16 protein-coding genes and 1 pseudogene are annotated in these 22870 nt (G+C 37.6%); 10 read left to right on the top strand and 7 right to left on the bottom strand.

The features are described from left to right. Positions 1 to 21: 21 nt before the first annotated feature. The gene (locus FCR06_RS34200; RefSeq protein ID WP_262984655.1) at positions 22 to 150 is read right to left on the bottom strand and encodes a hypothetical protein; all 129 of its coding nucleotides are present in this window, start codon (positions 148 to 150) and stop codon (positions 22 to 24) included. Between the two features lie 596 nt (positions 151 to 746). On the opposite strand from FCR06_RS34200, the gene FCR06_RS07820 reads away from it, so the two are divergent. After that, on the top strand, positions 747 to 1070 hold the full coding sequence (locus tag FCR06_RS07820) for a hypothetical protein (RefSeq protein ID WP_138498292.1): 324 nt from the start codon (positions 747 to 749) through the stop codon (positions 1068 to 1070). A 249-nt stretch (positions 1071 to 1319) separates the two neighbouring features. Here the strand turns inward: FCR06_RS07820 and FCR06_RS33425 are convergent, their stop codons facing one another. After that, entirely contained in the window at positions 1320 to 1667 is a 348-nt protein-coding gene (locus tag FCR06_RS33425; RefSeq protein WP_223280071.1) for a hypothetical protein, read from the bottom strand. Between FCR06_RS33425 and glgP the strand changes: the two genes are divergently transcribed. Next, positions 1645 to 4209 carry an alpha-glucan family phosphorylase gene (glgP, locus tag FCR06_RS07810; RefSeq protein ID WP_138498289.1) on the top strand — a complete coding sequence of 855 codons (2565 nt, stop codon included), beginning with the start codon at positions 1645 to 1647 and terminating at the stop codon, positions 4207 to 4209. The two genes, FCR06_RS33425 and glgP, sit on opposite strands and share 23 nt — an antisense overlap. Before the next feature lie 257 nt (positions 4210 to 4466). On the opposite strand, the pseudogene FCR06_RS07805 reads toward glgP, so the two are convergent. Together FCR06_RS07805 and FCR06_RS07800 are read right to left on the bottom strand one after the other, a co-directional pair. Continuing rightward, positions 4467 to 4886, bottom strand: a pseudogene (locus FCR06_RS07805) (DUF29 domain-containing protein). Positions 4887 to 5011: 125 nt separating this feature from the next. After that, positions 5012 to 5743 carry a DUF429 domain-containing protein gene (locus FCR06_RS07800; RefSeq protein ID WP_138498287.1) on the bottom strand — a complete coding sequence of 244 codons (732 nt, stop codon included), beginning with the start codon at positions 5741 to 5743 and terminating at the stop codon, positions 5012 to 5014. Between the two features lie 484 nt (positions 5744 to 6227). Here FCR06_RS07800 and FCR06_RS07795 point away from each other — a divergent pair, with 484 nt between their 5' ends. From FCR06_RS07795 to FCR06_RS32450, 8 genes are all read left to right on the top strand, one after another. Then, entirely contained in the window at positions 6228 to 7496 is a 1269-nt protein-coding gene (locus tag FCR06_RS07795) for a glycosyltransferase family 4 protein (RefSeq protein WP_138498285.1), read from the top strand. Between the two features lie 2516 nt (positions 7497 to 10012). Continuing rightward, complete coding sequence (locus FCR06_RS07785; protein WP_223280070.1) at positions 10013 to 10891, top strand: transketolase; 879 nt, start codon at positions 10013 to 10015, stop codon at positions 10889 to 10891. After that, positions 10888 to 11793, top strand: a complete 906-nt coding sequence (locus FCR06_RS07780) for a transketolase family protein (RefSeq protein WP_138498283.1) — start codon at positions 10888 to 10890, stop codon at positions 11791 to 11793. Before FCR06_RS07785 ends, FCR06_RS07780 begins: the two co-directional genes overlap by 4 nt. A 3-nt stretch (positions 11794 to 11796) precedes the next feature. Then, positions 11797 to 13758 (top strand): NAD-dependent epimerase/dehydratase family protein, encoded by a 1962-nt coding sequence (locus tag FCR06_RS07775; RefSeq protein WP_138498281.1) that lies wholly within the window; start codon positions 11797 to 11799, stop codon positions 13756 to 13758. Between the two features lie 19 nt (positions 13759 to 13777). Next, positions 13778 to 14548: a class I SAM-dependent methyltransferase gene (locus tag FCR06_RS07770; protein WP_138498279.1), complete on the top strand. Its 771-nt coding sequence runs from the start codon at positions 13778 to 13780 to the stop codon at positions 14546 to 14548. Positions 14549 to 14581: 33 nt separating this feature from the next. Continuing rightward, positions 14582 to 16747 (top strand): hypothetical protein, encoded by a 2166-nt coding sequence (locus FCR06_RS07765; RefSeq protein WP_138498277.1) that lies wholly within the window; start codon positions 14582 to 14584, stop codon positions 16745 to 16747. A 32-nt stretch (positions 16748 to 16779) separates the two neighbouring features. Then, on the top strand, positions 16780 to 17154 hold the full coding sequence (locus FCR06_RS07760) for a GtrA family protein (RefSeq protein ID WP_138498275.1): 375 nt from the start codon (positions 16780 to 16782) through the stop codon (positions 17152 to 17154). 50 nt (positions 17155 to 17204) lie between these two features. Next, a complete protein-coding gene (locus tag FCR06_RS32450; RefSeq protein WP_189523347.1) occupies positions 17205 to 17369 on the top strand; it encodes a hypothetical protein in 165 nt (54 codons plus the stop codon). Positions 17370 to 17570: 201 nt separating this feature from the next. Here FCR06_RS32450 and FCR06_RS07755 read toward each other — a convergent pair whose 3' ends face one another. The 3 genes from FCR06_RS07755 to FCR06_RS07745 all read right to left on the bottom strand — a co-directional run bounded on the left by FCR06_RS07755 (position 17571) and on the right by FCR06_RS07745 (position 22819). Beyond that, positions 17571 to 18473: an XDD3 family exosortase-dependent surface protein gene (locus tag FCR06_RS07755; RefSeq protein ID WP_138498273.1), complete on the bottom strand. Its 903-nt coding sequence runs from the start codon at positions 18471 to 18473 to the stop codon at positions 17571 to 17573. A gap of 464 nt (positions 18474 to 18937) precedes the next feature. Next, positions 18938 to 20083 carry a PepSY-associated TM helix domain-containing protein gene (locus FCR06_RS07750; RefSeq protein ID WP_138498271.1) on the bottom strand — a complete coding sequence of 382 codons (1146 nt, stop codon included), beginning with the start codon at positions 20081 to 20083 and terminating at the stop codon, positions 18938 to 18940. Between the two features lie 54 nt (positions 20084 to 20137). Continuing rightward, on the bottom strand, positions 20138 to 22819 hold the full coding sequence (locus tag FCR06_RS07745) for a TonB-dependent siderophore receptor (protein ID WP_138498269.1): 2682 nt from the start codon (positions 22817 to 22819) through the stop codon (positions 20138 to 20140). Positions 22820 to 22870: the final 51 nt, after the last annotated feature.

Raw genomic sequence — 22870 nt, 5'->3', positions numbered from 1 at the left:
CCCGAATAAAATCCAATTTAATTAAGGTGGATTATCTCCCACATCAGCCATCACATTGAAGTTAACCATCGGTGCAAACAAGTAAGCGCTTCCCCGACTGCTATGACGGCTTTCTGGCAACGAATTTCTAGGGTATGCTGCTCCAATCATGTTGCACACGGATGATTTACGGACTAACAAATTCACCTTTGTAATCAGATGAATGGCTTTTAATCAGAATTGTTTTTAACGATAACACATTTTATTTTTAGTGGAGCAATCTTATTAAATTAGTTGTTTTCTAGGCTATTTACTGATGAAAATGATGAAAAGCAGCTAATTTTTTGACGGAAGCGATCGCTACTTAAGCAATGGGGAGATGAAACAGAAGAATTAATCACTTATTCCCTGTTTTTCCAATACTCAATATCACTTTCTCCGTTTGGTGTCGATATTTATACCGTTACTTATCCCCAAACAGATTTCTGATTGGATGTTAAATTCAGAATGATATCTACTATACTTAATTACACCCTCTTTTTGATAAAAGTAAAAATCTAAAAATTATCTTCTTCCCTATTACTTATGTCTTCAAATTTGTAAATCACCCATTTGGGTGAACCAAGCGGGTGATGCGTGCTTGCTATTGCTTGTTATAAATTTTATTCAAAGCTAAAACGGATCTCAGTTTCGGGTCAAAGTTGACAAAGCAAGAAGCAATGCCCAGGCTGAGGTATCGTATTTAACTCACACACTTGGTTTAAACTATGGCTTTAATTAAAGAAATTGTAGAAGAAGCTCTTGCCACTGGTTATCTGAGTATTGTAGCTGAAGACAAAATACGATCGCTGATTCAAAGTGACTATGATTCCGAAGATCTAGATGCATGGATTTTATTACAGCGAGCGGTTGTTGCGGGTGATGTCAAGCAAGAATCCCGCCGTCAAAAAGTTTCCCCTCCTGCAAAAACTAAGGACGCTTCATCAAGCATTAAACTTGCTTATCAAATGGCAGCGGAGATTGCTTATGCAGCAGCTGTAGCTCTCTCGATGTCAAAAAATACTAAGGATCAGCCTTCATTAGGTGCATAAAATAATATATTAAGTTGTTTTATGGTTGTAGTATCAATGTTTGATACCAAGGAATTTGTGTGGGCGTAGCCCGTTGTAGACATCGCTTTTTCTAGCTAACTATTTCCTGTAATTTTCGTCAGCGATGGTTTCCGGCTGGTTGAGATAATCTCGTGCGATTGCATAAACTATAGGTTAACCTTAATCTATTCATCATCGCGACTCTAGAGCAGCACGAATTTATTAAAAAATAATTAAAAATTTCCCAGGCTATAATAAATATTTAGCCTCAGCAAAGGCGCGGGAATTGATCCCCTGAATGAATACTAAAAAAAAGCTAAATAATTTATTCAAAACTAAATTATTTTCCAGAATACATCCCAGTAAATGATTAAATTTTAATATACCAAGTACATGGCTTATCGTAACGCATAGAATAAAAAATACCTTGGCGTCAACTGTACCAACGAGGTTAAGAAAATTTTCAATGCTTACCAAAGTCATCGCTTTTTCACAAACTACACTATAAAGAATTGGCAACATTGGTAAATAAAGTAAACAATAACCATAGCTAAACTTGGAGTTTTGCCAACCTATGCAGCCAATTCGCACATTCAACGTTTCTCCTTCACTACCGCCGCGACTCGAATCGCTGCGGCGGCTGGCATACAACTTGCACTGGGATTGGAACGTTGAGACTAAAGATTTATTTCGTCGCTTAGATTCTGACCTGTGGGAGTCTAGCCATCATAACCCGGTGTTGATGCTGGGTACTATTTCTCAAGCGCGGCTTTTGGAAGTTGTCGAAGATGAAGGCTTCCTAGCGCAAATGGATCGAGCTAACCGTCAATTAGAAGATTATTTCCAAGAGCGCACTTGGTATCAAAAACAACGCGAACATCAGCCAAAAGAATGTTACGCCTATTTTTCGGCGGAATTTGGACTTGTAGATTGTTTGCCCGTTTATTCTGGAGGCTTGGGCGTTCTGGCGGGGGATCACCTGAAATCAGCCAGTGATTTGGGGCTACCACTTGTAGGTGTAGGTTTACTCTACCAGCAAGGTTACTTTGCCCAGTATCTCAATGCTGATGGTTGGCAGCAAGAACGCTACCCCATCAACGATTTTTACAATATGCCCTTGCACCCAGAACGCAATCCAGATGGTTCAGAACTGCGAATTGCAGTAGACTATCCAGGGCGCAAGGTGTACGCCAGAGTTTGGCGCGTACAAGTGGGAATGGTGCCTTTATATCTGCTAGACACCAACATTGAACCCAACAACGTTTACGACCACGACATCACTGACCAACTCTATGGCGGTGATATCGATATGCGTATCCACCAGGAAATTATGCTGGGGATCGGTGGTGTGCAAATGCTCAAAGCCCTGGGGTTGAAAGTAACCGCGTATCACATGAACGAAGGTCACGCCGCCTTCTCTGCCCTAGAACGTATCCGACTGCTGATTCAAGAAGAAGGATTGGATTATGCCCAAGCCAAACAAGTAGTGGCTTCCAGCAATATCTTTACCACTCACACGCCAGTACCAGCAGGGATTGACTTGTTTGCTCCCGACAAAGTTTTGTACTACTTGGGTTACTATGCAGAAATCTTTGGCTTGCCCAAAGAACAATTTTTAGGATTGGGACGCGAAAATACAGGCGATTTATCTGGCCCTTTCAGTATGGCAGTGCTGGCGTTAAAAATGGCAACATTTTCTAACGGTGTAGCACAACTACACGGTGTAGTATCGCGGCAGATGTTCCAAGGCTTGTGGAAGAAAGTGCCAGTGGAGGAAGTGCCAATTGCTGCCATTACCAACGGTGTTCACGCTCGCAGTTGTGTTGCTAAATCAACTCAAGAGTTATACGATCGCTACCTGGGGCCGAATTGGTCATCAGCACCAGTAGATAGCCCACTGTGGGAGCGGATGGACGCCATACCCGATGAAGAATTGTGGCGGAATCACGAACGCTGTCGGCTAGACATGATATTGTTCGTGCGGGATCATTTGGTGAAGCATTTACGCGATCGCGGCGCTTCGCCCTCAGAAATTGTTCAAGCCCAAGAAGTTTTAGATCCTTACGCTTTCACCATTGGCTTTGCTCGTCGCTTTGCCACCTACAAACGTGCTACGCTTTGGATGCGCGATGTAGAACGCATCAAGCAGATTTTATTAACCAATAAAGACCGAAAAGTGCAATTTGTGATTGCTGGGAAAGCACATCCTAAAGATATTCCTGGTAAAGAACTAATCCGCGACATCAATCACTTCATCCGCGAACAGCATCTAGAAAAGCAAGTAGTGTTTGTTCCCAATTACGACATTCACATCTCCCGGTTGATGGTAGCAGGTTGTGATATCTGGTTAAATACACCGCGTCGTCCGCGAGAAGCCTCTGGTACTAGTGGCATGAAAGCCTCAATGAATGGATTGCCGAATTTAAGTGTCCTAGATGGTTGGTGGGATGAAGCCGATTACGTCCGCACAGGCTGGGCAATTGGACATGGAGAAAATTACGACGATCCTAACTATCAAGATGAAGTAGAAGCAAACGCCCTCTACGATTTGCTAGAGAAGGAAGTTGTACCGCTATTTTATGAACATCGTGATAGTGATGGCTTACCGCGTCCGTGGGTTGCCAAAATGAAAGATGCAATTCGCTTGAATTGTCCATTCTTTAATACAGCCCGGATGGTAGGAGAATATGCTCTTAGGGCTTATTTTCCAGCTAGCGATCGCTATCATACCCTAACAGTTGATAACTATGCCCCAGCCAAAGAACTAGCCGCTTGGAAAGCAAAACTTGGCGAACACTGGTTCAACATCAAAATCAAAGATATCGATGTATCCACACCTGCGGATATTGAAGTTAACCAAACTGTCGCGGTGAAAGCTAAAGTTGACTTGGCAACTTTGGTTAATAATGATGTGCAGGTAGAGTTATATCAAGGTGCGATCGATGCCAATGGTGATATTGTCAACGCCGTACCAGTGGTAATGGATTACCAAGGTGAAGATAGCCAAGGATTGAGTAGTTACACGGCTAATATTACCTACACTCACTCTGGTTTGCAAGGCTTGTCTTTACGGGTATTGCCAAAAAATGAACACCTGGCTAATCCCTATGAGCCAAGGTTGATTGCTTGGGCAGAGTAAGACTAATAAATAATTTTTGAATACTCAAAATTAGGCGTTGCTGATTTAATAGCAACGCCTTTTATTAAAGTAAATCCTGGGAGGATGTCTCTTGCAGTATAATCATTAGTAAAATATCAGAAATTGTTGAGCAAAAAATACGATTTAACTGGGACAATCGCAAAAATTAGCTTTTTAAACAAAAAGCTAAGCGTCTCGTCTGTTATTCTACATAAATTTTAGGTAGATAATTAATATCTAATAGCTGTTCTAAGGTATTAAGTGCAAGATTGAGGTAAATCATTTAGTTTGCCTTCAGTTTTCTCAATAACATATCCTAAAGCATCATCATAAATTGATGGTAATTCTTTTTCTAAAAATTGATATATATTCGTTGTCAAATTACGTTTTAATTCAGTCCTAAAACTTCTAATTTCTGCTCTCAAATTTCCAGAATTATATTGAGATTCTTCCGTCCAATATTGCAATAATAAAAGATGTCTAATCAGTTATTATAGTAAACTATTAACCCTGGCTTTGTCTCTCCGACCCAAATTTTCTAATTCCTCAATTAAATTTTCTAAATCTAATTCTTCTAAATGATTAGCTTTCAATAATTTTATTGTTTCCTCTAACCACAGATGCTCATCAATTTCATAAAGCTCTTTTAAACTCAAATTAGAATTAACTCCTTGCATAAAACCTCGGTAAAAAGAACTGGAGAGTAGGTTTACGGCTTTATTACCTAATAATCTAACACTTCTGTTGTGCGGACTCTGTTGCCTCTGGGTGAAATAAAATTCCAATTTCTGCAACGCCCATTTTAAGCTAAAATCCTTTGAGGAATCACAATATAGCCAGTAGTGCGATCGCCAAGTACCAAATTATGTTGTTCTCCCCAATACCACCAGTATGCAGCAACGTAAGCGCAAATTAGACCATCTAGTTTATCTTCAGTTGCTTTCAGGGCTGCGCCTGTGGTTGGAATTTCCAAAAAAAATGAATCGCCCAGACGCACAGCAGGAGAAAGAGAGGGGAGGATATTGAGAAGATAATTTTGAAGTTTGATTAATTCTAAGCGACGTTGGCTGAGGCGTCCTTTTTTGTATTTGAGGATGCGTTCTAAGTTAAATAGATGAACAATTGCTGGATGGGGAAAGACTTCTATTTGATATCTGCCAAGTTTTTGCGGTTCGATGGTGGGTGCGTGTACATAGCTGCGAGATTCTAATTCTAAACCAAAATTGATAGTGCGATCGGCGAAGGGTAGGTTTTTATTAGCTGGGTAGCATCCGGCGTGATATTTACCAAAGTATTTGTGAGTGAGTTTGTCTGGAAGGCGACTTCCACCCTCGTTGGGTATGAGGGTAGGTGCATCTACAGCAATAATAGCTGGTTCCTCTGGTTGAACGCACTCATCAATCCACTTCAGGATATCTGCAATAGCTTCTTTGCGGTCTAAATCGAGTAGTTGCAATTGTCCATTTATCCATTTTAAGTAGCAAAGTCCACTTGGTTGCGATTTCCAACCTAAATCAATACCAATAAATTTCATGGTCATCACCCAAATTTGTAATTATTTTCGCATTTTCGGGTATCAGTTCGCTAAAATAGCACTTGGTTGCGAGTACTGATACCAAATTGCATTCGATGAGGGGGATTAAGGAGATGTACTTCATTTCTAAATACTATTTATGAACATAATTTAGTATGGGTATTCAATAATAATTTAAGTAAACTAATATTTAATTATAAAAAAATGTTGTCAATTATATTAATAATATAAAAAACTTTGTGACAATTTAGCAGTTAGAATCTTTGAAGACTTGAGAGAAATTATAATAAATCAAAATAGCTATAATTAATTTTTAACAAGAGAAAATATACCTAAATTATTTAAGACTTGAGAAATATATTAGTTTTAATTTTCGTAAATCAAATATAATTGCTAGATACTATTAGATTAAAATAATTACAAATTTTCAATTGTAAATTCTGACTAATACTTTATTTTAAATTAAAAAATTCAAATTATTTCCATGCAGATTTTATTTTTACATCCCAATTTTCCCGCGCAATTTCGCAATCTGGCAATATTTTTGGGTAAGGATAATAATTGCAAAGTTGTCTTTGGCACAAATCGCCGAGAAGGAGAAATATCTGGTGTTTATAAAGCTATTTATACTCCTTCTCGTGAAGCTGCTCCCCAAACCCACCACTACGTTCGCAGCCTGGAAAATGCTGTACTCACTGGTCAAGCTGTTTATCGGATTGGAGAAAAATTAAAAGCTGAGGGTTTCGTTCCTGATATCGTTTACGGTCATTCTGGTTGGGGGCCGACTTTATTTATGAAAGATGTGTTTCCGAAAGCAGAATTGTTGTGTTATTTCGAGTGGTTTTACCATGCTCGCGGTTCTGATGCAGATTTTGATCCTAGAGACCCATTAAATGTTGACGATATATGTCGAATTCGCGTGAAAAATGCACCAATTTTAACTGATTTATACAGCTGCGATCGCGGACTTTCTCCTACTCATTGGCAGCGGCAACAATTCCCTAAAGAATTTCAGGATAAAATCACAGTATGTCATGATGGCGTTGATACAAAATTTTTTGCTCCTAAACCAGGTGCGAAATTAGTTTTACCGAGAATAAATCTCGACCTTTCCCATGTAGAAGAGTTAGTAACTTATGTGGGACGAGGAATGGAACCTTACAGAGGTTTTCCTCAGTTTATGGAAGCTGTAGCGTTAATTCAACAGCGGCGACCTAAGTGCCATGTAGTAGTTGTGGGAGAAGATAGAGTTGCTTATGGAAAAAATCTCCCTGATGGCAAAACTTATAAACAATTAATGCTAGAAAAATTATCTTTAGATTTATCAAGGCTGCACTTTACAGACAGCCTACCTTACCATGAATATCTTCAGGTACTACAAGCTTCTTCTGCACATATTTATTTAACTCGTCCTTTTGTTTTATCCTGGTCCATGTTAGAAGCAATGTCTGTGGGATGTGTGCTAGTAACTTCCAAGACTGCACCAGTGTTAGAGGTTGTACAAGATGGAGTTAATGGACTGCTGGTAGATTTCTTTTCTCCTCAAAATATTGCTAATCGGGTTGAAGAAGCTCTAAATTATCCTCAAGAAATGAATGCAATTCGTGCCAACGCGCGAGCAACAATTCTCAAGCATTACGATCTGGCAAAACTGTTACCACAGCATTTGCAATGGATTTTCGCTACTAAAAATTCTGAAAGTATTAAAAAGCGCCAAACTCCTAAAATTTCTAAAGGATTCGCCGGAAATTAGGCATTAAAAATGTTGCATGGATTATTGAGCATTCACAAATGACCAATGCTTCTCTACGAGAGGCTACACGTAGCTTGCTTCTCCGTGGGAGTACGCTCAGCACAAGTGACCAATGACAAATAGCTAAAAAAACTAATATTTAAAATGCGAATTCTTATTACCATTGCTCACTTTTTTAAATTTAGTAATGAAGCTCGTCATGCTTCCCAACGCAAAGATCCACAACCCCGCTTTCAAGCTTTAAGTGAAAGTCTTGCTACTTTGCACCAATTATTTGGTAAATCTCAAAGTATTATTAATATTGCTCAGCGATTAGCTTTTCCTGCTAATCAACCCCTATCTCACAAATTAGATATTGTTATTTGTACAGCCCAAAATAATCATCTTTTGAATCAGCTTTCTGTACCATCCCATTTATATAGGCATCATTCTACTAATGTAGAACCTATGCTCTTAGGATTTGAATGCCAAGTTGTTCTGCAAAGTTGTCTTGGTCAATATGATTACTACTGCTTTCTAGAAGATGATTTAATCATTCATGACCCTTGGTTTTTTATCAAATTAAGCTGGTTTACCCAACAAGCAGGTGACTCAAACTTGCTCCAGCCAAATCGTTATGAAATCTCACCTCATGGTTTAGTTCATAAAGCTTACATTGATGGAGATTTGGCTTTGCGAGTAACTGCTCCGTTTCAAAATGTACAAGAGCAACAAGAACTCAAGGGTACAATTATGAATACACCAATTATCTTGCATCGTGCACTGAATCCTCATGCAGGCTGTTATTTTTTAAATGCAAATCAGATGGCTATATGGGCTAATAAACCTTATTTTATTGACCGAGATACAAGCTTTGTTGGACCTCTAGAAAGTGCTGCTAGTTTGGGAATTATGAAAACATTCCGAATTTACAAAACCTCACCAGAACAAGCAAGTTTTTTGGAAATTCAGCATTTTGGAACAGGATTTCTAGGATTAATTGGAAAACAGGTGGGTTTGGTGCAAAAGTAATGCCTCATTTAAATTTAATTTGAATTTCTCAAATGCTTGCCACACTTAGCAGCAAAGTCTTGAAAAGATTTTAATACAATGTCATACCCGGCTGTGAAAGTTTAGCTCGATTGCTATCCCACCAAATAAAGGGACATTTAAATATGCTTCAGTACCACTCAAGACGTGTAGCCCCCGTCTAATTGCAACTATGTCTATGACAGCTACGCCTGATTAATTATTTTGATTCACCAACGCCAAAAATCTAGTCCTGCAGCATAAAGCAGTAAACTTGGTTTCCCAGACAAACTTAATACTTGCAATTGAGCAGCTATTCAATGTCTATTTTGTTGCAAATAATTTTTGTTTAATTTAAATTACCTTATCAGGAACAAGTTGCTTTAACAATAACTCAAGTTATAATAATTTAATATTGATTAAAAGCTTTTTATAATTTTTCTTTATTAAATTTTTAGATAGATCATATATATTGCAATTTTTCTATTATTCTCTTCAAAGAGTAATAAAAGATAATTAAGTAAGCCAGTGCAAAAAAAACTAAAATATCTAAAAATATACTAAGCTACATTTACTGATATATCGACTTTGCAGACGATAAGGCTAATTAAATTAACAACTATGGAAAATAATAACCTTAATTAATAATTGTGATATTCTATACCTTATGTCTTTTGCTCAAAATTTATCCATTTGAATCCTTACTTTAATATTTATTAAAAGTAGAAATGATTTAAAGCACTTAAAAACATAGTTTCTCAAATTATTGATAAGAATTCTCTATTATTATTTACTTGCCAAATTATATAGATTGCCATTATAGTTAAGTACGTACGTGAGAAAAAACCAAATAAGAAAAATTGCTCGTAGTCAGCGCTGAAGCACTTCAACACTTACTACAGGCTTTTAATTATTTATACTTGCTTACTTAGGCATTAAGAAGTGCTAAAACCTTGCCATAATTCGTAAGAATTTAAATTTAGCATTGAATTAAATAAAAATAGTGTTTTTTAGGAATCACTAATAGTCCTTTAATAGGTTAGTTAAATTGGCTCTTAAGCTGATTTAAAAAATAGGCTAAAAAGAGTAGTAAAACATGCTTGTTTTTTACTCAAAATAGATTTTTAATACACATTATAAATAATTTAACAGAGGTTAAAAAATGTTGTAATTCTCCAGAAATGCATTTTTGAATTTGTATATACTAAGGCTTTTATAAAGTCAAATAATAAAGGTTTGGAGTTTAATAAAAGCTAATTGTAATATAACAGATTAGATGTCAAGGATACATAAGATTGAGATATGAAGTATAGCCTCATTAAGTGCGATCGCAACAGGTATACTCTCAACAAGCAAAAAGATTTCAGCAAATAAGGCATATATTTTCAGAAATACTTCTTTGAGAACAAGAAGTAACTTTGATTACCTTAATAAAAACTAATTAATATTAAATATAACTTTTACTATTAATTATACACAGTTTTTTAATTTAAAACCAACTGGCTTATTTGGAATTTGCTACAAATTTCTTGGAAGATGATGTTATTCATAAACTTAACAAAATGATGAATATATTGAATTTCAATAAAGTTTTGCATACAGGAACTGAAAATTTAAAAAAAACACCTAGAGAGATTATTAGGCAAGCTAAGATACGGTTACTTAGGATGCATTTTGAAAGTAGTGTTGGTCATATTGGCGGTAACTTATCATCACTGGACTTACTAATAGTTCTGTACCATAAAGTTTTGAACGAAGGTGATGCATTTGTTCTCTCTAAAGGTCATGCTGCTGGAGCACTCTATGTTACTTTATGGTCTTTGGGGCGCTTGAGTGATCAAGACCTACAAAAGTTTCATCAAGATGGTACAAAGCTGAGTGGACATCCTCCTGTCGGTTGGATGCCTGAAATTCTTTTTGCTACAGGAAGTTTGGGTCATGGCTTGTCTTTATCCAATGGATTAGCTTTAGCAAAGAAGTTAAAGAGTGAATCAGGAAGGATCTTTTGCTTGCTGTCGGATGGTGAATGGAATGAGGGTTCTAACTGGGAAGCTCTGATTTTTGCCGTGCATCAAAAGCTGGATCAATTAACAATGATTATTGACTGTAATGGGTTACAAGGTTTTGGGACTACACAAGAAGTAGCTAATTTAGAACCATTAGCTGAAAAGTTTCGTGCTTTTGGTTGTGCTGTAACGGAGATCAATGGTCACGATGTAGATGCGATTGTAGAAGCTCTTTCATCTACTCATAAGAAGCCTCACGTTATTATTGCCCATACCAAGAAGGGGAATGGTGTCTCCTTCATGGAGAACAAAATGGAGTGGCACTATCTACCAATGACTCCAGCTCACTATCAACAGGCGTTAAAAGAGGTGGGGATATGAGAAATATCTTTTGTGAAACCCTTGTCAAGTGTGCGACTAATCCAAAGTTGGTATTTCTCAGTGGTGACTTGGGATACAAAGCTCTAGAACCTCTGCAAGAGAGTTTAGGCAAACGTTTTATCAATGCAGGTGTAGCAGAACAGAATATGGTATCTGTGGCTGCGGGTTTAGCTCAAGCAGGTTTTCAACCTTGGGTTTATAGTATTGCTCCCTTTGTTTATGCCCGACCCTTTGAGCAAATCCGCAATGATGTGTGTATGCATGATTTCCCTGTACGGCTAGTTGGGAATGGAGGTGGTTATGGCTATGGAGTGATGGGAGCAACGCATCATGCACTTGAAGACTATGGCACTATGCTGTGTCTGAGCAATATGCATGTCTTCGTACCTGCTTTTGCCGCAGACGTTCCAGAGATTATCAATCAGCTTCCTAAGTTGGAGCATCCTGCTTATCTGCGCCTTGGAAGGTGTGAAAAGCCAAAGGATTTAGAGCTTCCTAATTATTCTTCTTGGCGACGATTGATGAAGGGTGAAGGAGCTACAATCTTAGCCGTTGGACCTTTGGCTGGAAGTATCCTTGAGGCGGCAAAGCATTTAAGTGAGTGCGATCGTCCAGACATTTGGGTTTTAACTGAATTGCCAATTGAGGTGGCTAAAATTCCAAAAGATTTCCTTGATGACCTAGACAAATCACGTCATTTGTTCGTAATTGAAGAACATGTGGCTCAGGGAAGTGTTGGTCAAATAATTGCCCGTTGTCTTTTGGAGATGAATTGTACACCACCACAGTTCACACACCGCCATGCTTTGGGATATGTATCTGGACTTTATGGCTCTCAGAATTTTCATCGTCAAGAATGTGGCTTAGATGCTGTGAACCTTGTTAAAGAGTTGAAGAGGTGATTTGTGAATTTAGAACAGAAAATCAGGCAGGTACAAGGCCCAATTTTAGTTCTTGGTGGTAGTGGATTTATCGGTGCCAATTTACTTAGACAATTACTCAAGGTTAGGGAAGATGTCTTTGGAACAACTTCTCGCTTTCCTGCTTGGCGATTGGAAGGGCTGAGTGACAAGAATGTTATTGTTGTTGATTTGCTAGTAGATTCCAACCTATATTTTTTAATAGATAAAATTAAGCCGGGAACAATATTTAACTGCGTAGCTTTTGGAGCTTATTCTTTTGAAAAGGATAGCCAATTGATCTATCAAACCAACTTTAACCTAACTGCCAAACTTTTAGAGCAACTAGTCTCTCACCAAATATCTTGTTACGTTCATGCTGGAAGTTCTTCTGAATATGGAGAAAAATCTGCTGCGCCTAGTGAAACTGAGCTACCTGCCCCTAATAGTGATTATGCTGTCTCTAAGATTGCTTGTGCTAATCTGTTGTATTTCTATGGCAAGAAAAAACAACTACCTTGCGCGAATTTAAGATTGTATTCTGTCTATGGTCCCCTAGAAGATTCGTCGAGGCTGATTCCAAATTTAATTCGCTGCGGGCTTAAGGGTAAATATCCTAATTTTGTCAGTCCTGATATTTCTAGAGATTTTATCTATATTGATGACGCTTGTGAAGCATTTATTGATACTGCCTTGAACTTAAAAAAAGAAGATTACGGTGAATCATTTAATATTGGTAGTGGTCAAAAAATGACTATTAGTGACGTGGCAGTTTTTGCTAGTAAGATATTTAACATTAGTAAAGAGCCAACTTATAATTCTATGAAAAATCGCCATTGGGATGTTATTGATTGGTATGCTGATGTAACGAAAGCCCAAGAGCTTTTGCTTTGGAAACCTCAGATAAGCTTTAAAGAAGGTTTGTTAAAGACCACAGAGTGGTATAAGGAATTAGAAGATAAAGAAAGATATCATCAAAGTTCTAAAAAGTTTGGCTTAGATACGATATATAGTGTAACAGCTATTATCGCTTGTTATAAGGATAATAAAGCGATTCCTATTATGTATAAACGTCTGAAGGAGACGTTTATAAAACTTAAAATAGACTATGAAATTATCTTTGTTAATGATTGTAGTCCTGATAATACTGAAGAAGTCGTTCAGAAAATTTCCCGGCTCGACAAACGAGTAATTGGAATTTCTCATTCTCGTAATTTTGGCTCTCAAGCTGCTTTCAAAAGTGGCATGGAAATAGCAACTAAAAATGCCTGTGTTTTACTTGATGGAGACCTTCAAGATTTACCAGAATTAATTGAACAGTTTGTTGAAAAATGGCGTGAAGGATATGATGTCGTTTATGGCCGTCGTAAGAAACGCAAAGCTCCTGTTTTTATGCAGCTTGCCTATAAAGCTTTCTATAGAATTTTTGATTATTTTTCATATCTTTCAATTCCTCATGATGCCGGAGATTTTTCTTTGATGGATAAAAAAGTAGTTCAGGCAATTTTGCAGTTTCCTGAGCGAGATTTATTCCTTCGAGGAGTTAGGGCATTTGTGGGCTTTAAACAGATTGGGATAGATTATGTAAGACCAGAAAGAATGTTTGGAGTGACTACTAATAATTTAGCAAAAAATATTGCTTGGGCTAAGAAAGGAATTTTGTCTTTCAGCTATACTCCTTTAAATATCCTCAGTTTTCTAGGAACAGTATTGTTACTAGTTACAATATTGTTAGCAATTATACAAATTATCAGCCGAATTTTGTTTCCTAGTTTGGTTCCTAGAGGTATAACTACTGTTTTACTTACTATTTTATTCTTTGGGTCAGTGAATCTATTCGGCATTGGTATTATTGCAGAGTATATTGCCAAGATATTTGAAGAAGTTAAGCACAGACCCCATTTTATTCGCCGCACGATTATTAAAAATGGTGAAATTAGATCAGCTTACACTAGCGTAAAAAATTAACTAAGTTGAAGACTTAATTATGTATGATAAACAGGCTCAAAGAAAAGAAGGGTTGAAACCAGTTAGCAATACGCCTCCTGATACGTTTATTAATAACTTAAAATTTCAAGCAAGACTGTTGTTAGATTTCCAGACAAACACTGTATATCGGCACTTGCAAGAGTATCTACCTAAAATGAAAGGTAAAGTGGTCGATATTGGTTGTGGGCAAAGTCCCTACAAACATCTTCTGAATAGTTATAAAACTCAATATTACGGACTTGATATCGAAGATGCAGCTAAAAATTTTGACTATGACAATTCTCAAATTATCCACTTTGATGGCCAACATATTCCGTTAGCTGATAGTTCAATGGATTGTTTCGTCTGTACAGAAGTTCTTGAACATGTAAAAGAGCCAGAAAAATTTATTGCTGAAATTTATCGAGTTTTGAAGATAGGAGGGTTAGGTATAGTTACAGTACCTTGGTCAGCTAGATATCACTATATTCCTTATGACTATTATAGATTTACACCCTCCGCACTCACTATTCTATTTCAAGATTTTTCATCAATTAAAGTCATATCTAGAGGCACAGATATTACTGTGATCGTCTCTAAAATTATCGTTGCCTATTTTCGAGGTTTATCATCCCCAAAAAGAATTCTATTATGGCTTTTAAAAATTATATTAAGCTTGGCTATTTTTCCATTTCTCATTTTGTGTATTGTCATTGGACATATTTCGTTAGCTTTAAGCTTAGGTTCTAAAGATGATCCACTTGGTTATACCATTTGGCTTCACAAGTAATTAATAAGCAATTTATTGAACAATAAATAAAAAATGTTTGAAATATCACAAAAAACAACTCATAGAAAATTAAGTTTTATTACTATAATTTTAGCTACTATAACTTTGTTGACTTTGGTCTATTACTTAGGTAAAACGGAATGGAATATCATTGAATTACTGCGGTTTTGTATAGGAATAATTTTTCTTTGGATGCCTCTGGGTGCTTTGTTTTATCTGTTGTTAAAGCGACAAGTGCAAGAGACTATAGTTCGTTTTACGTTCAGTGCAATCGCCAGCTATACACTAACAACTTTAATTTATTTTGCTTTAGCTGTATTTCATCTGCAACTATTGTTTTATATTGAAGCGATTGTAATTTTTATCGGGTTAATAATTTACTCAATTCACAAAAAAATTTGGTTGAATATTCAGATTTATTATTTAAGTTGGCGGCAGTTTGATTGGGTACTCGCTCTATTGATTGCACTGAGTTTAGTAGTCAATATTCCCTACCAAAAAATCTGGGAGCATAATCCCACAACTAACACCTATAAATCGCTACTCGATACTGATTATCATTACTTTATAGGTCTAGCTTACGAGTTAGCTAGACACGTACCGCCTTTACAACAACCTAGCACAGCAGGAATACCTGAACGCGCCTATCACATGTTTCCTCATCTAACAACCATGTTGCTCTCGCGCTTCACAGGTCAGACGGATATGTTGCGAGTACAAATCATTTATCATAACATCATTATTGCAATTGGGATGTGTCTGGCACTCTACAGCATCGTCAAAATATTGACCAGCAGTAAAGTCGCTGGATATTTGGCAACAGCAACAATGTATATTACAGCTATCTCATATCCACCTTTAATAGCAACTGAGTTTCAATTTTGTTATTTTACTTTGTTTCCCCATGTTTCTAGTGGAACAGAGCCAGCTATTGTAATTTCTCCACAAATGTATAGTGGGATTTTAGTCGCTTATGGAATTCTTTTGGGAATTTTGCTAATTTCTGTTCGTTGTTATAGAAAACAACCTGTTGATATAGTTCTGATTATTACCGCAATCATGGTGGTAGCAACAAGCCGTTTTCGAATTCATATATTTTTGCCAATGCTACCAGGTTTTGTGTTACTGACAGCCTACGGCTGGAAACGCACTAATCAAAGAGTATACCTTGTTGCTGCTGCTCTTACTTTGGCTTTAAGTTTCTTAATTTATTTGGAGATGCAATCTCATATTTATCTAAGTTCTACTGCAAGTTTAAGTTTAGGCTTGAATAGTTTAAGTAATCCTCAAGAATGGCCGTATAGGCTAATTAATGAGTGGCCATTTTCTACAAAAATTCATGACTTTATAAATAACTTAATTCATAATTTGACAGCATTTAAATGGATTTGGCAAATACTATCTATATATACTTATGTTGCATTGAATATGATAGGTATTCCTTTGCTCATTATTACTAGTATTTATCTATTTTGGCAACCAGTACGTCAAGAATTTCTTCTTTTTACGAGCTTGATTGTGTGGATGACAGTTGTATCAACTTTAGGTGTAACTTGTCTAAAATTTAGTTATGATGATTTCTCACTTGCAGGGGAACTGCTTTTGCTAACAAGATGGTATCCATTTTTATTAATGATTCCTGGACTTTATCAACTTTACCAGTTTTTTCAACCTCATCTATCGTTAACCAAACTAACACAAATTAGTTTTATAATCGCTTTTATCGTAATATCTGTAATTGTTCAACAACTCGCTAGACCAAGTATTTTAATGACTGATGTCTATTCTTCTGCAATTAATCTAAGTGGTAGCGCACGAATGGCTTTTGCTTACATGCATGATAATACGCCACAAAACTCTGTAATTTTAACTGATAAGTATATTGAGAAACGCATAGTTAGTAGTATTACTGGTAGAGCAATTTATTTAGAAGATATAGATACTCCTGTACACATGAAATTATTAAAAGCTTATTCCTCAGAGAATCGAGAGCAAGTTATTAAAGACTTATGGGCAACATCTCAATCAGAGCAATTTTGCAGACTCCTGATAGCAACTCCAGCGACTCATCTGATTGAGAATTCAACTCATCACTTGCTTGTAAATAACCCACCCTGTATACAGCCTATTTGGGAAAGTGCTAATCAAAGTATTCCAGTTTCATCAGAACAGGTAACTATCTGGAAAATTAATCATTAACTATCAAGATGAATTGTTATTGAATTAAACTGATGCATTATCCTTCAAAAAGATTTATAAAATTTATGATAGTAGGGGTGATTAATACACTTTTCGGTTATTCTTTATTTAGTTTGCTGATATTACTAAGTTTTCGCTATGAAATTGCAGCTTTAATATCAACTGTTTGTGGAGTGTTATTTAACTTTAAAACTATCGGAATTATTGTGTTTCAAAATAAAAATAATTATCTGATTTTTAAATTTATAGTAGTTTATATTATTATATATTTATTGCAAATATTGCTTTTAAAACAATTAGTAGCTTACAAAATTAATATTTTTGTAGCAGGAGCTTTAATTTTACCTCCTCTCGCCTTAGTCTCCTATACATTAAATAAAATATTTGTTTTTCCTAAATATCAATAAAAAGGTGAATTATCAAAATTTCATCTACAAAAATTACAGAGGATTAAATATTGGCTTATATTTCTGTTGTCATTCACGTTTACAAAGCTGAAGATTATCTACATGAGCTTTATCAAAGGTTAAAAACCTCTCTTGAAATTATTTCTAAAGATTTTAAAATAATTTTAGTTGAGGATTGTGGAGGCGATCGCTCTTGTCAAATAATAGTACTGTAAAGGATGTTCTGTTATCGATTTTTTTGAGCAACCGATAAAAGCAGTAGTCAATCCTGATTTACAGGCTCCATCTTTGATATCTCAATTTTCGGGCTGAATCCTTACAAATTATTGAAAAGTATTTTGATATTAATAAACAGTAGGGCGAGCATTGTATTGCCCACCCTACTATTAGTGATAAACTTACTTAGACAAACTTATTTAAGCGTGCTGCTTTTTCTTGCGAAGCTGTGGAAGTTGGCTGGCCATAAAACTCAAACCTGTCAAGAGTAAACCAATTGTCCCGGCAGATTCTGGTACAGATTTAAGATCGCCCTTGAGAGCTATTCCATCATTGCCGCACTCAAGGAAGATATTAGTAACATAATTACCTTCGCCGATTAAAGACTTATCAAACGAAAAACCAATCGTGTAATCGCCACTGGCAGAAAAGTTAGCAAAATTTAGTCCAGCAATATTGAGTTGCTGAGCGTTGAGCATGGAGATATTTCCAACTTTCGTGCCTGACCCAATGGCGTTGAGAATCGGTGTATTATTCCAAGTAGGATTCTGAGCGACATCAGATTTGTAGTAGTAGTTGTAAACGTCTTGTGTGGTGGCTAGGTCTGTGCCTTGAGTATTATTCTGACCCCAACCCCAGTCGTAATACCATTTCAAGTTGCTGTAGCCTCCATGTTGTGTAGTGATACTCTTTGCTTGGACTCCTTGATAAACTCCTGTTGCCAAGCTATTGTCATAATCGGCAAATCTCACACCATATAGCTGACCACTTTGACTAGCTGTTTGGAAGTCTTGACCGGAGAAATTGAAGAATAAATCGCTCCAACCAATATGGACTGAATGACCTGGATTCCAGTAGTCATCGGCATCGGTTGTGCCACTCAAAGGCATCCCGCCTGTAAGAGCAACATAAACTTTGTCACCTGAGTCTTTGACCGCCATACCTTTGATATCAAAAACAGAACCTCCAGAACCATCTTGGAAGGAATCGATACTATAATTCCAACCATCGTATAGTTGTCCAGCATTTGCTTGCTGATTAGATAGACTCAAGAGGCTAATACTGACGGCTGTAGTGGCAAGAAGAACTTTAAGATTTTTCATATTTATGACAATATCTCCGATTAGGGAATGACTTTTTCTCTGTGAAAAGCCTAACCAAACTTATGTAAATTCTGTAGAGTTAAAAATGATTTGTTTTGAAAAAATATCGTAAATTATTTTGCTTATTTATCTATAAAAACTCAGTACTATACTTAGTTATTTCTATAATGCTAATTAATTATTTTATGAGATAATTTGATATCTGGTTGACAACGTGCAAACAAGTAATGTCATGACGTAAACAATATATGTTTTTAATGAAGCATTAATTATTTGATTGTTATATCCCTAATTTCAAGTAAGTATGTATATTTTATCAGTAGTATTTTGTGATTTTATACGTAGATAGAATTGCCGTCACCCTGGCTATAAGGGAAACAGATGAAAATCTGGAATCAGAACTGAGTATAATAATTTATTCAGCGATTGCCTAGAGTACTCAACAAGGCAATCTCAGTTGTCAGTTAATCGCGGCGTGAATGTGACAGTTCTGATGAGCGATCGCTTATCCTAATTTTTCCTTGATAACGATACCGCCACATTACAAAGCCAGTGATAAATAGAATTAACGGTGCAAGCCCAACAAATACATACAAAATACGGGATGGAAGCCCCCAAAAGGTTCCATAGTGGAGAGGAACAAAGGAGTTGAGGACGCGATCGCCCAATGGTAACTTTAAAGCATTATCAACTCGTAAAACCTTACCGCTGTACTGGTCAAGATAAACATTACTATTACCATACTCTACATTTTCCTGTGGTAACTTCATGCGAATTTGTAGAGCTTCTTCTGGTTTACTAGGAAAATAAATGCTTTTAGTAATAGCACCAGGTAAGGCAGTATCGGCAATTTTCAGTTGTTGGGTTAGGTTTAAAGTCGATTTACCAGGAACTGGCTTCGATACTGGCTCAGATAATTTTGGAGTGAATGTTACAGCGTAAATAATCGGCTCAGTCAAATCATAGAAGTTCCAGCAAAAGCCAGTGAAGCCAGTAAAAAATAAAAAAACCACAGTGATAATACCAGCCACTTTGTGAATATCAAAGTTGGCGCGTTTAGGATGAGCATCAAGTTTAATTTTGAAGCCTGCAATCAATCTGCGCCAACCAGGCCAAAGAATTAAACCTGTGATGGTGAGGACACACATAAAAAAGGCAATGATGCCAACAATTTTAGTACCAGTTTCGCCTGCCATTAGGCTGTAGTGCAGACTAAGCATCATACCTATTAAGGTGTTATCTGATATCCGCTCACCAATAACTTTGCCTGTATAAGGATTGAGAAAAACTTCTGTCCTTTGATCCTTAGTTGTTGACAACTGTCCTATATAGGGAGAAGTAGGAGTATCTGGCAAATAAATCCGAAAAAGATGCAGATCGCTTCGTGCAGCATACTTCGTCTCAATTGTATTCATCACAGACTCTGGAGATACTTGCACCTTTTGAGGCGTAATCTGTCCATACTGTTGAGTAATCATGAAGCGGTCAAAATCTTGCTCAAACACCAACAAGCTACCTGTTAAGCCAACAATAACCAGCAGCAGTCCTACTGCTAAACCAAGATAGCGGTGCAGAATAAATGTTAGCTCGCGTATTTTTTTAGAGTTCATAGTAAAAGCTCCGTCATACCATACAGCACTTAATCAGTTCAGAAATTGAAGCAATCAAAATTCAACTGAAACTGTTCCCAGCACAGTCAAAGGCGCACCAGGACGCAGATAGTAACCCTGAGAATCGTAATATGTAGTACCCAAAAGATTCTTAAAGTTCAATCCAACCCGCCAGCGATCGCGTTTGTAGAAAATTGAGGCATCAGCGCGCACATAGGAGGGGATTTTGAAAGTGTTGGGAAGTGTGGCTTCGCGATCGCCTGTATAAAATACTCCCCCACCAAAACCTAATCCTTTCCAATTTCCGTCTTGAATTTCATAAGTTGTCCACAAACTCCCCCCAACACCAGGAGCATTTACCAAAGAGTCGCCCACTGGTAGAGTATTATCTTTACTGACAAAAGCATCGTTGTGGAATAAGGACGCAATCACATTCCAGCCTGGTAAAATCTGCCCAGAAACATCAAATTCCAAACCGCGACTTTTGACTTCTCCAGCCGCAATCGAATAATCAAGATTGTTTAGATCGGTTGTAGCGACATTTTCTTTGGTGATATCATAGGCGGCAAAAGTAGCAGATAGCCTGTCTTTAATCAGTTCGGCTTTGACTCCTACTTCGTACTGAGTGCCGCGTTCTGGTGGCAATTGAGTTCCATCTACTGTCCGCGAGTCACTGGGATTAAACGAGCGGCTGTAGCTGGCGTAAATTGAAATCGGTTCAATCGGCTGATAAACAATGCCAACGCGAGGTGAAAAAGCTTCATTGTAAAGCCGATCAATGCTCTCATCACCAATCAGATTATTACCCAAAGCATCCAGTGGGTGAATGGTATTTTTACGATTAATAAAGTCATATCTGCCACCTACTAATAGCTTCAGGTTTGGTAGCAGTGTGACTTGATCTTGCAGATAAAAGGCGATCGTGTCGCGACCGTAGCGCTCGCGCTCTGAGCCTTCATCAAACTCTGGTGGCGGGGAAGCACCATACACGGGATTAAACAAATCAATACTTGGAGTCACCGAAGTGCTACTGCGGAGATAATCGAAGCCCAGGAGGTCTTTATTCCACTCCAACCCCAGCAAAACTTGATGTTGGACAGGCCCTGTATTGAAGTTGCCAATCAGATCCGTTTGCAGGGAGTAGTTGCGGTAAAGGTTTCTATCTACCGCATACCGCCGTAACACAGTACGACCGTCTGCATCAAGAGAGTCTGGTCGAAACGCTAAGTCATCACCATCGGTCAGCTTAACGGAAAAGGCACTGCGAATTCGCAGGTTTTTGTTAAAACTGTGATTAACAGTTAAATTTATGAAATGCGATTGAGCCGAGTAATAATCTCCTGGCTCTCCCAAGAAGCGATTAATCGGCACGTTGAAAACGTTAGGATCGGGTAATAAACCGTCGTAGAAAGTGCGATCGGCGTTGAGGTATTCATATTGAAACGTTAACGTGGTTGCCTTCCCAAGTTTGAACGTGAGTGCGGGAGCGATGCTAAGGACTTTTTCATTCAAAAAGTCAACGAAGCTACCGGAATTTTCATAGGCAACATTCAAGCGATACAGAATGCTTTTGTCTGAGTTAAGCGGTCCAGAAAAATCGAGCGAAGGACGATAGGTGCTAAAGCTCCCAGTTGTGAACTCAGCAGAGTAATAGGGATAATCAAGTGGTTTTTTGGTGACATAATTCACCACCCCTCCTGGCTCAAACTGCCCATACAGCACGGAAGCTGGACCCTTAAGCACTTCAATCCGCTCAATATTTGTTGGATTTACAAAGTTACCAATGGCATAGAAACCATCTCTCAAAGTGGCGTAGGTGGTAAAGCCGCGAATGTTGTAAGTATCTGACAAATTGGCAAAGTCTCCCTGAATAGTCACACCGCTGACATTCCTCACAGCATCGCTAATCCGTGTAATTTGTTGATCCTTGATGACTTGTTGAGGAATAACTTGAATTGACTGGGGAATGTCACGTTGAGGAGTATCAGTTTTAGTTGCAGTTGTGCTATCTGGTACACTATATCCGTCTTGTTCACCCGTGACTACCAACTCAATCGGTTCATCACCTTGTGTTGATGGTTTTGGCTGTGTTTGACTTTCTGGCTGCTGTTGGGGAGTTGGTTGGGTTTGAGGTTGTTGTGCTGTGGATGCAGCAGTCGCCACACTAAAAATTAAACCCTCATCCGCACTGTCAAATAACTCGACAGTTGGAACACCTGTTTCCCCTGTCGCACTCACCCGGATAGTATTGGCATCAAAGTTAGTAACTGTAATTTCACTAACACCCACAATTGGCTTTTCCGAGCGGAATGTAAATGCCTCACCACTAGGTAAACGCAACTGTGCATTGGGAATATCAGCAATGAAGTTATTATTAACACTGCGATTCACGATCTGCAACTGTTCGCCTTTAGATGTCTGTAAAATCAGCTCCACACCTTTAGCAGTCGGATTTGCTTTAACTCCCGTCACCTGCACAACTTCTGTTTGTGGCGTGTTTGCTGGTGGTGACGACTGCACCAACATTTTGGCGCTGGTAACAACAGGTTCTAGCTCACTTAATTGCCTAATTTTCCCAGTTGCTTGAGGTGGCTTGACCTGTGGTAGTGTTTTCGCTAGATTGAACCGATTATTAGATTTGGGAATATCTTGGGCTTTGGCTGGCTGAACCAGCAAAATCAAAAGTATTAACAACCACTCTATTCTGTAACTGAATTTAGATACTTGCTGATTCATTTTCTCTCCACACACCATACTATTCCAGATAAAAAACTCACTCCATGCGTT

Source organism: Nostoc sp. PA-18-2419, from assembly GCF_005869855.1.
GTDB lineage: Bacteria > Cyanobacteriota > Cyanobacteriia > Cyanobacteriales > Nostocaceae > Nostoc.
Note: the sequence above shows the minus strand (reverse complement) of the source record. Positions and strands in the feature narration are given on the sequence as shown.

Coding starts and splice junctions, on each gene's coding strand:
- FCR06_RS34200 (WP_262984655.1), bottom strand. CDS start 150: ATGATTGGAGCAGCATACCCTAGAAATTCGTTGCCAGAAAGCCGTCAT.
- FCR06_RS07820 (WP_138498292.1), top strand. CDS start 747: ATGGCTTTAATTAAAGAAATTGTAGAAGAAGCTCTTGCCACTGGTTAT.
- glgP (WP_138498289.1), top strand. CDS start 1,645: ATGCAGCCAATTCGCACATTCAACGTTTCTCCTTCACTACCGCCGCGA.
- FCR06_RS07800 (WP_138498287.1), bottom strand. CDS start 5,743: ATGAAATTTATTGGTATTGATTTAGGTTGGAAATCGCAACCAAGTGGA.
- FCR06_RS07795 (WP_138498285.1), top strand. CDS start 6,228: ATGCAGATTTTATTTTTACATCCCAATTTTCCCGCGCAATTTCGCAAT.
- FCR06_RS07780 (WP_138498283.1), top strand. CDS start 10,888: ATGAGAAATATCTTTTGTGAAACCCTTGTCAAGTGTGCGACTAATCCA.
- FCR06_RS07770 (WP_138498279.1), top strand. CDS start 13,778: ATGTATGATAAACAGGCTCAAAGAAAAGAAGGGTTGAAACCAGTTAGC.
- FCR06_RS07765 (WP_138498277.1), top strand. CDS start 14,582: ATGTTTGAAATATCACAAAAAACAACTCATAGAAAATTAAGTTTTATT.
- FCR06_RS07760 (WP_138498275.1), top strand. CDS start 16,780: ATGCATTATCCTTCAAAAAGATTTATAAAATTTATGATAGTAGGGGTG.
- FCR06_RS07755 (WP_138498273.1), bottom strand. CDS start 18,473: ATGAAAAATCTTAAAGTTCTTCTTGCCACTACAGCCGTCAGTATTAGC.
- FCR06_RS07750 (WP_138498271.1), bottom strand. CDS start 20,083: ATGAACTCTAAAAAAATACGCGAGCTAACATTTATTCTGCACCGCTAT.
- FCR06_RS07745 (WP_138498269.1), bottom strand. CDS start 22,819: ATGAATCAGCAAGTATCTAAATTCAGTTACAGAATAGAGTGGTTGTTA.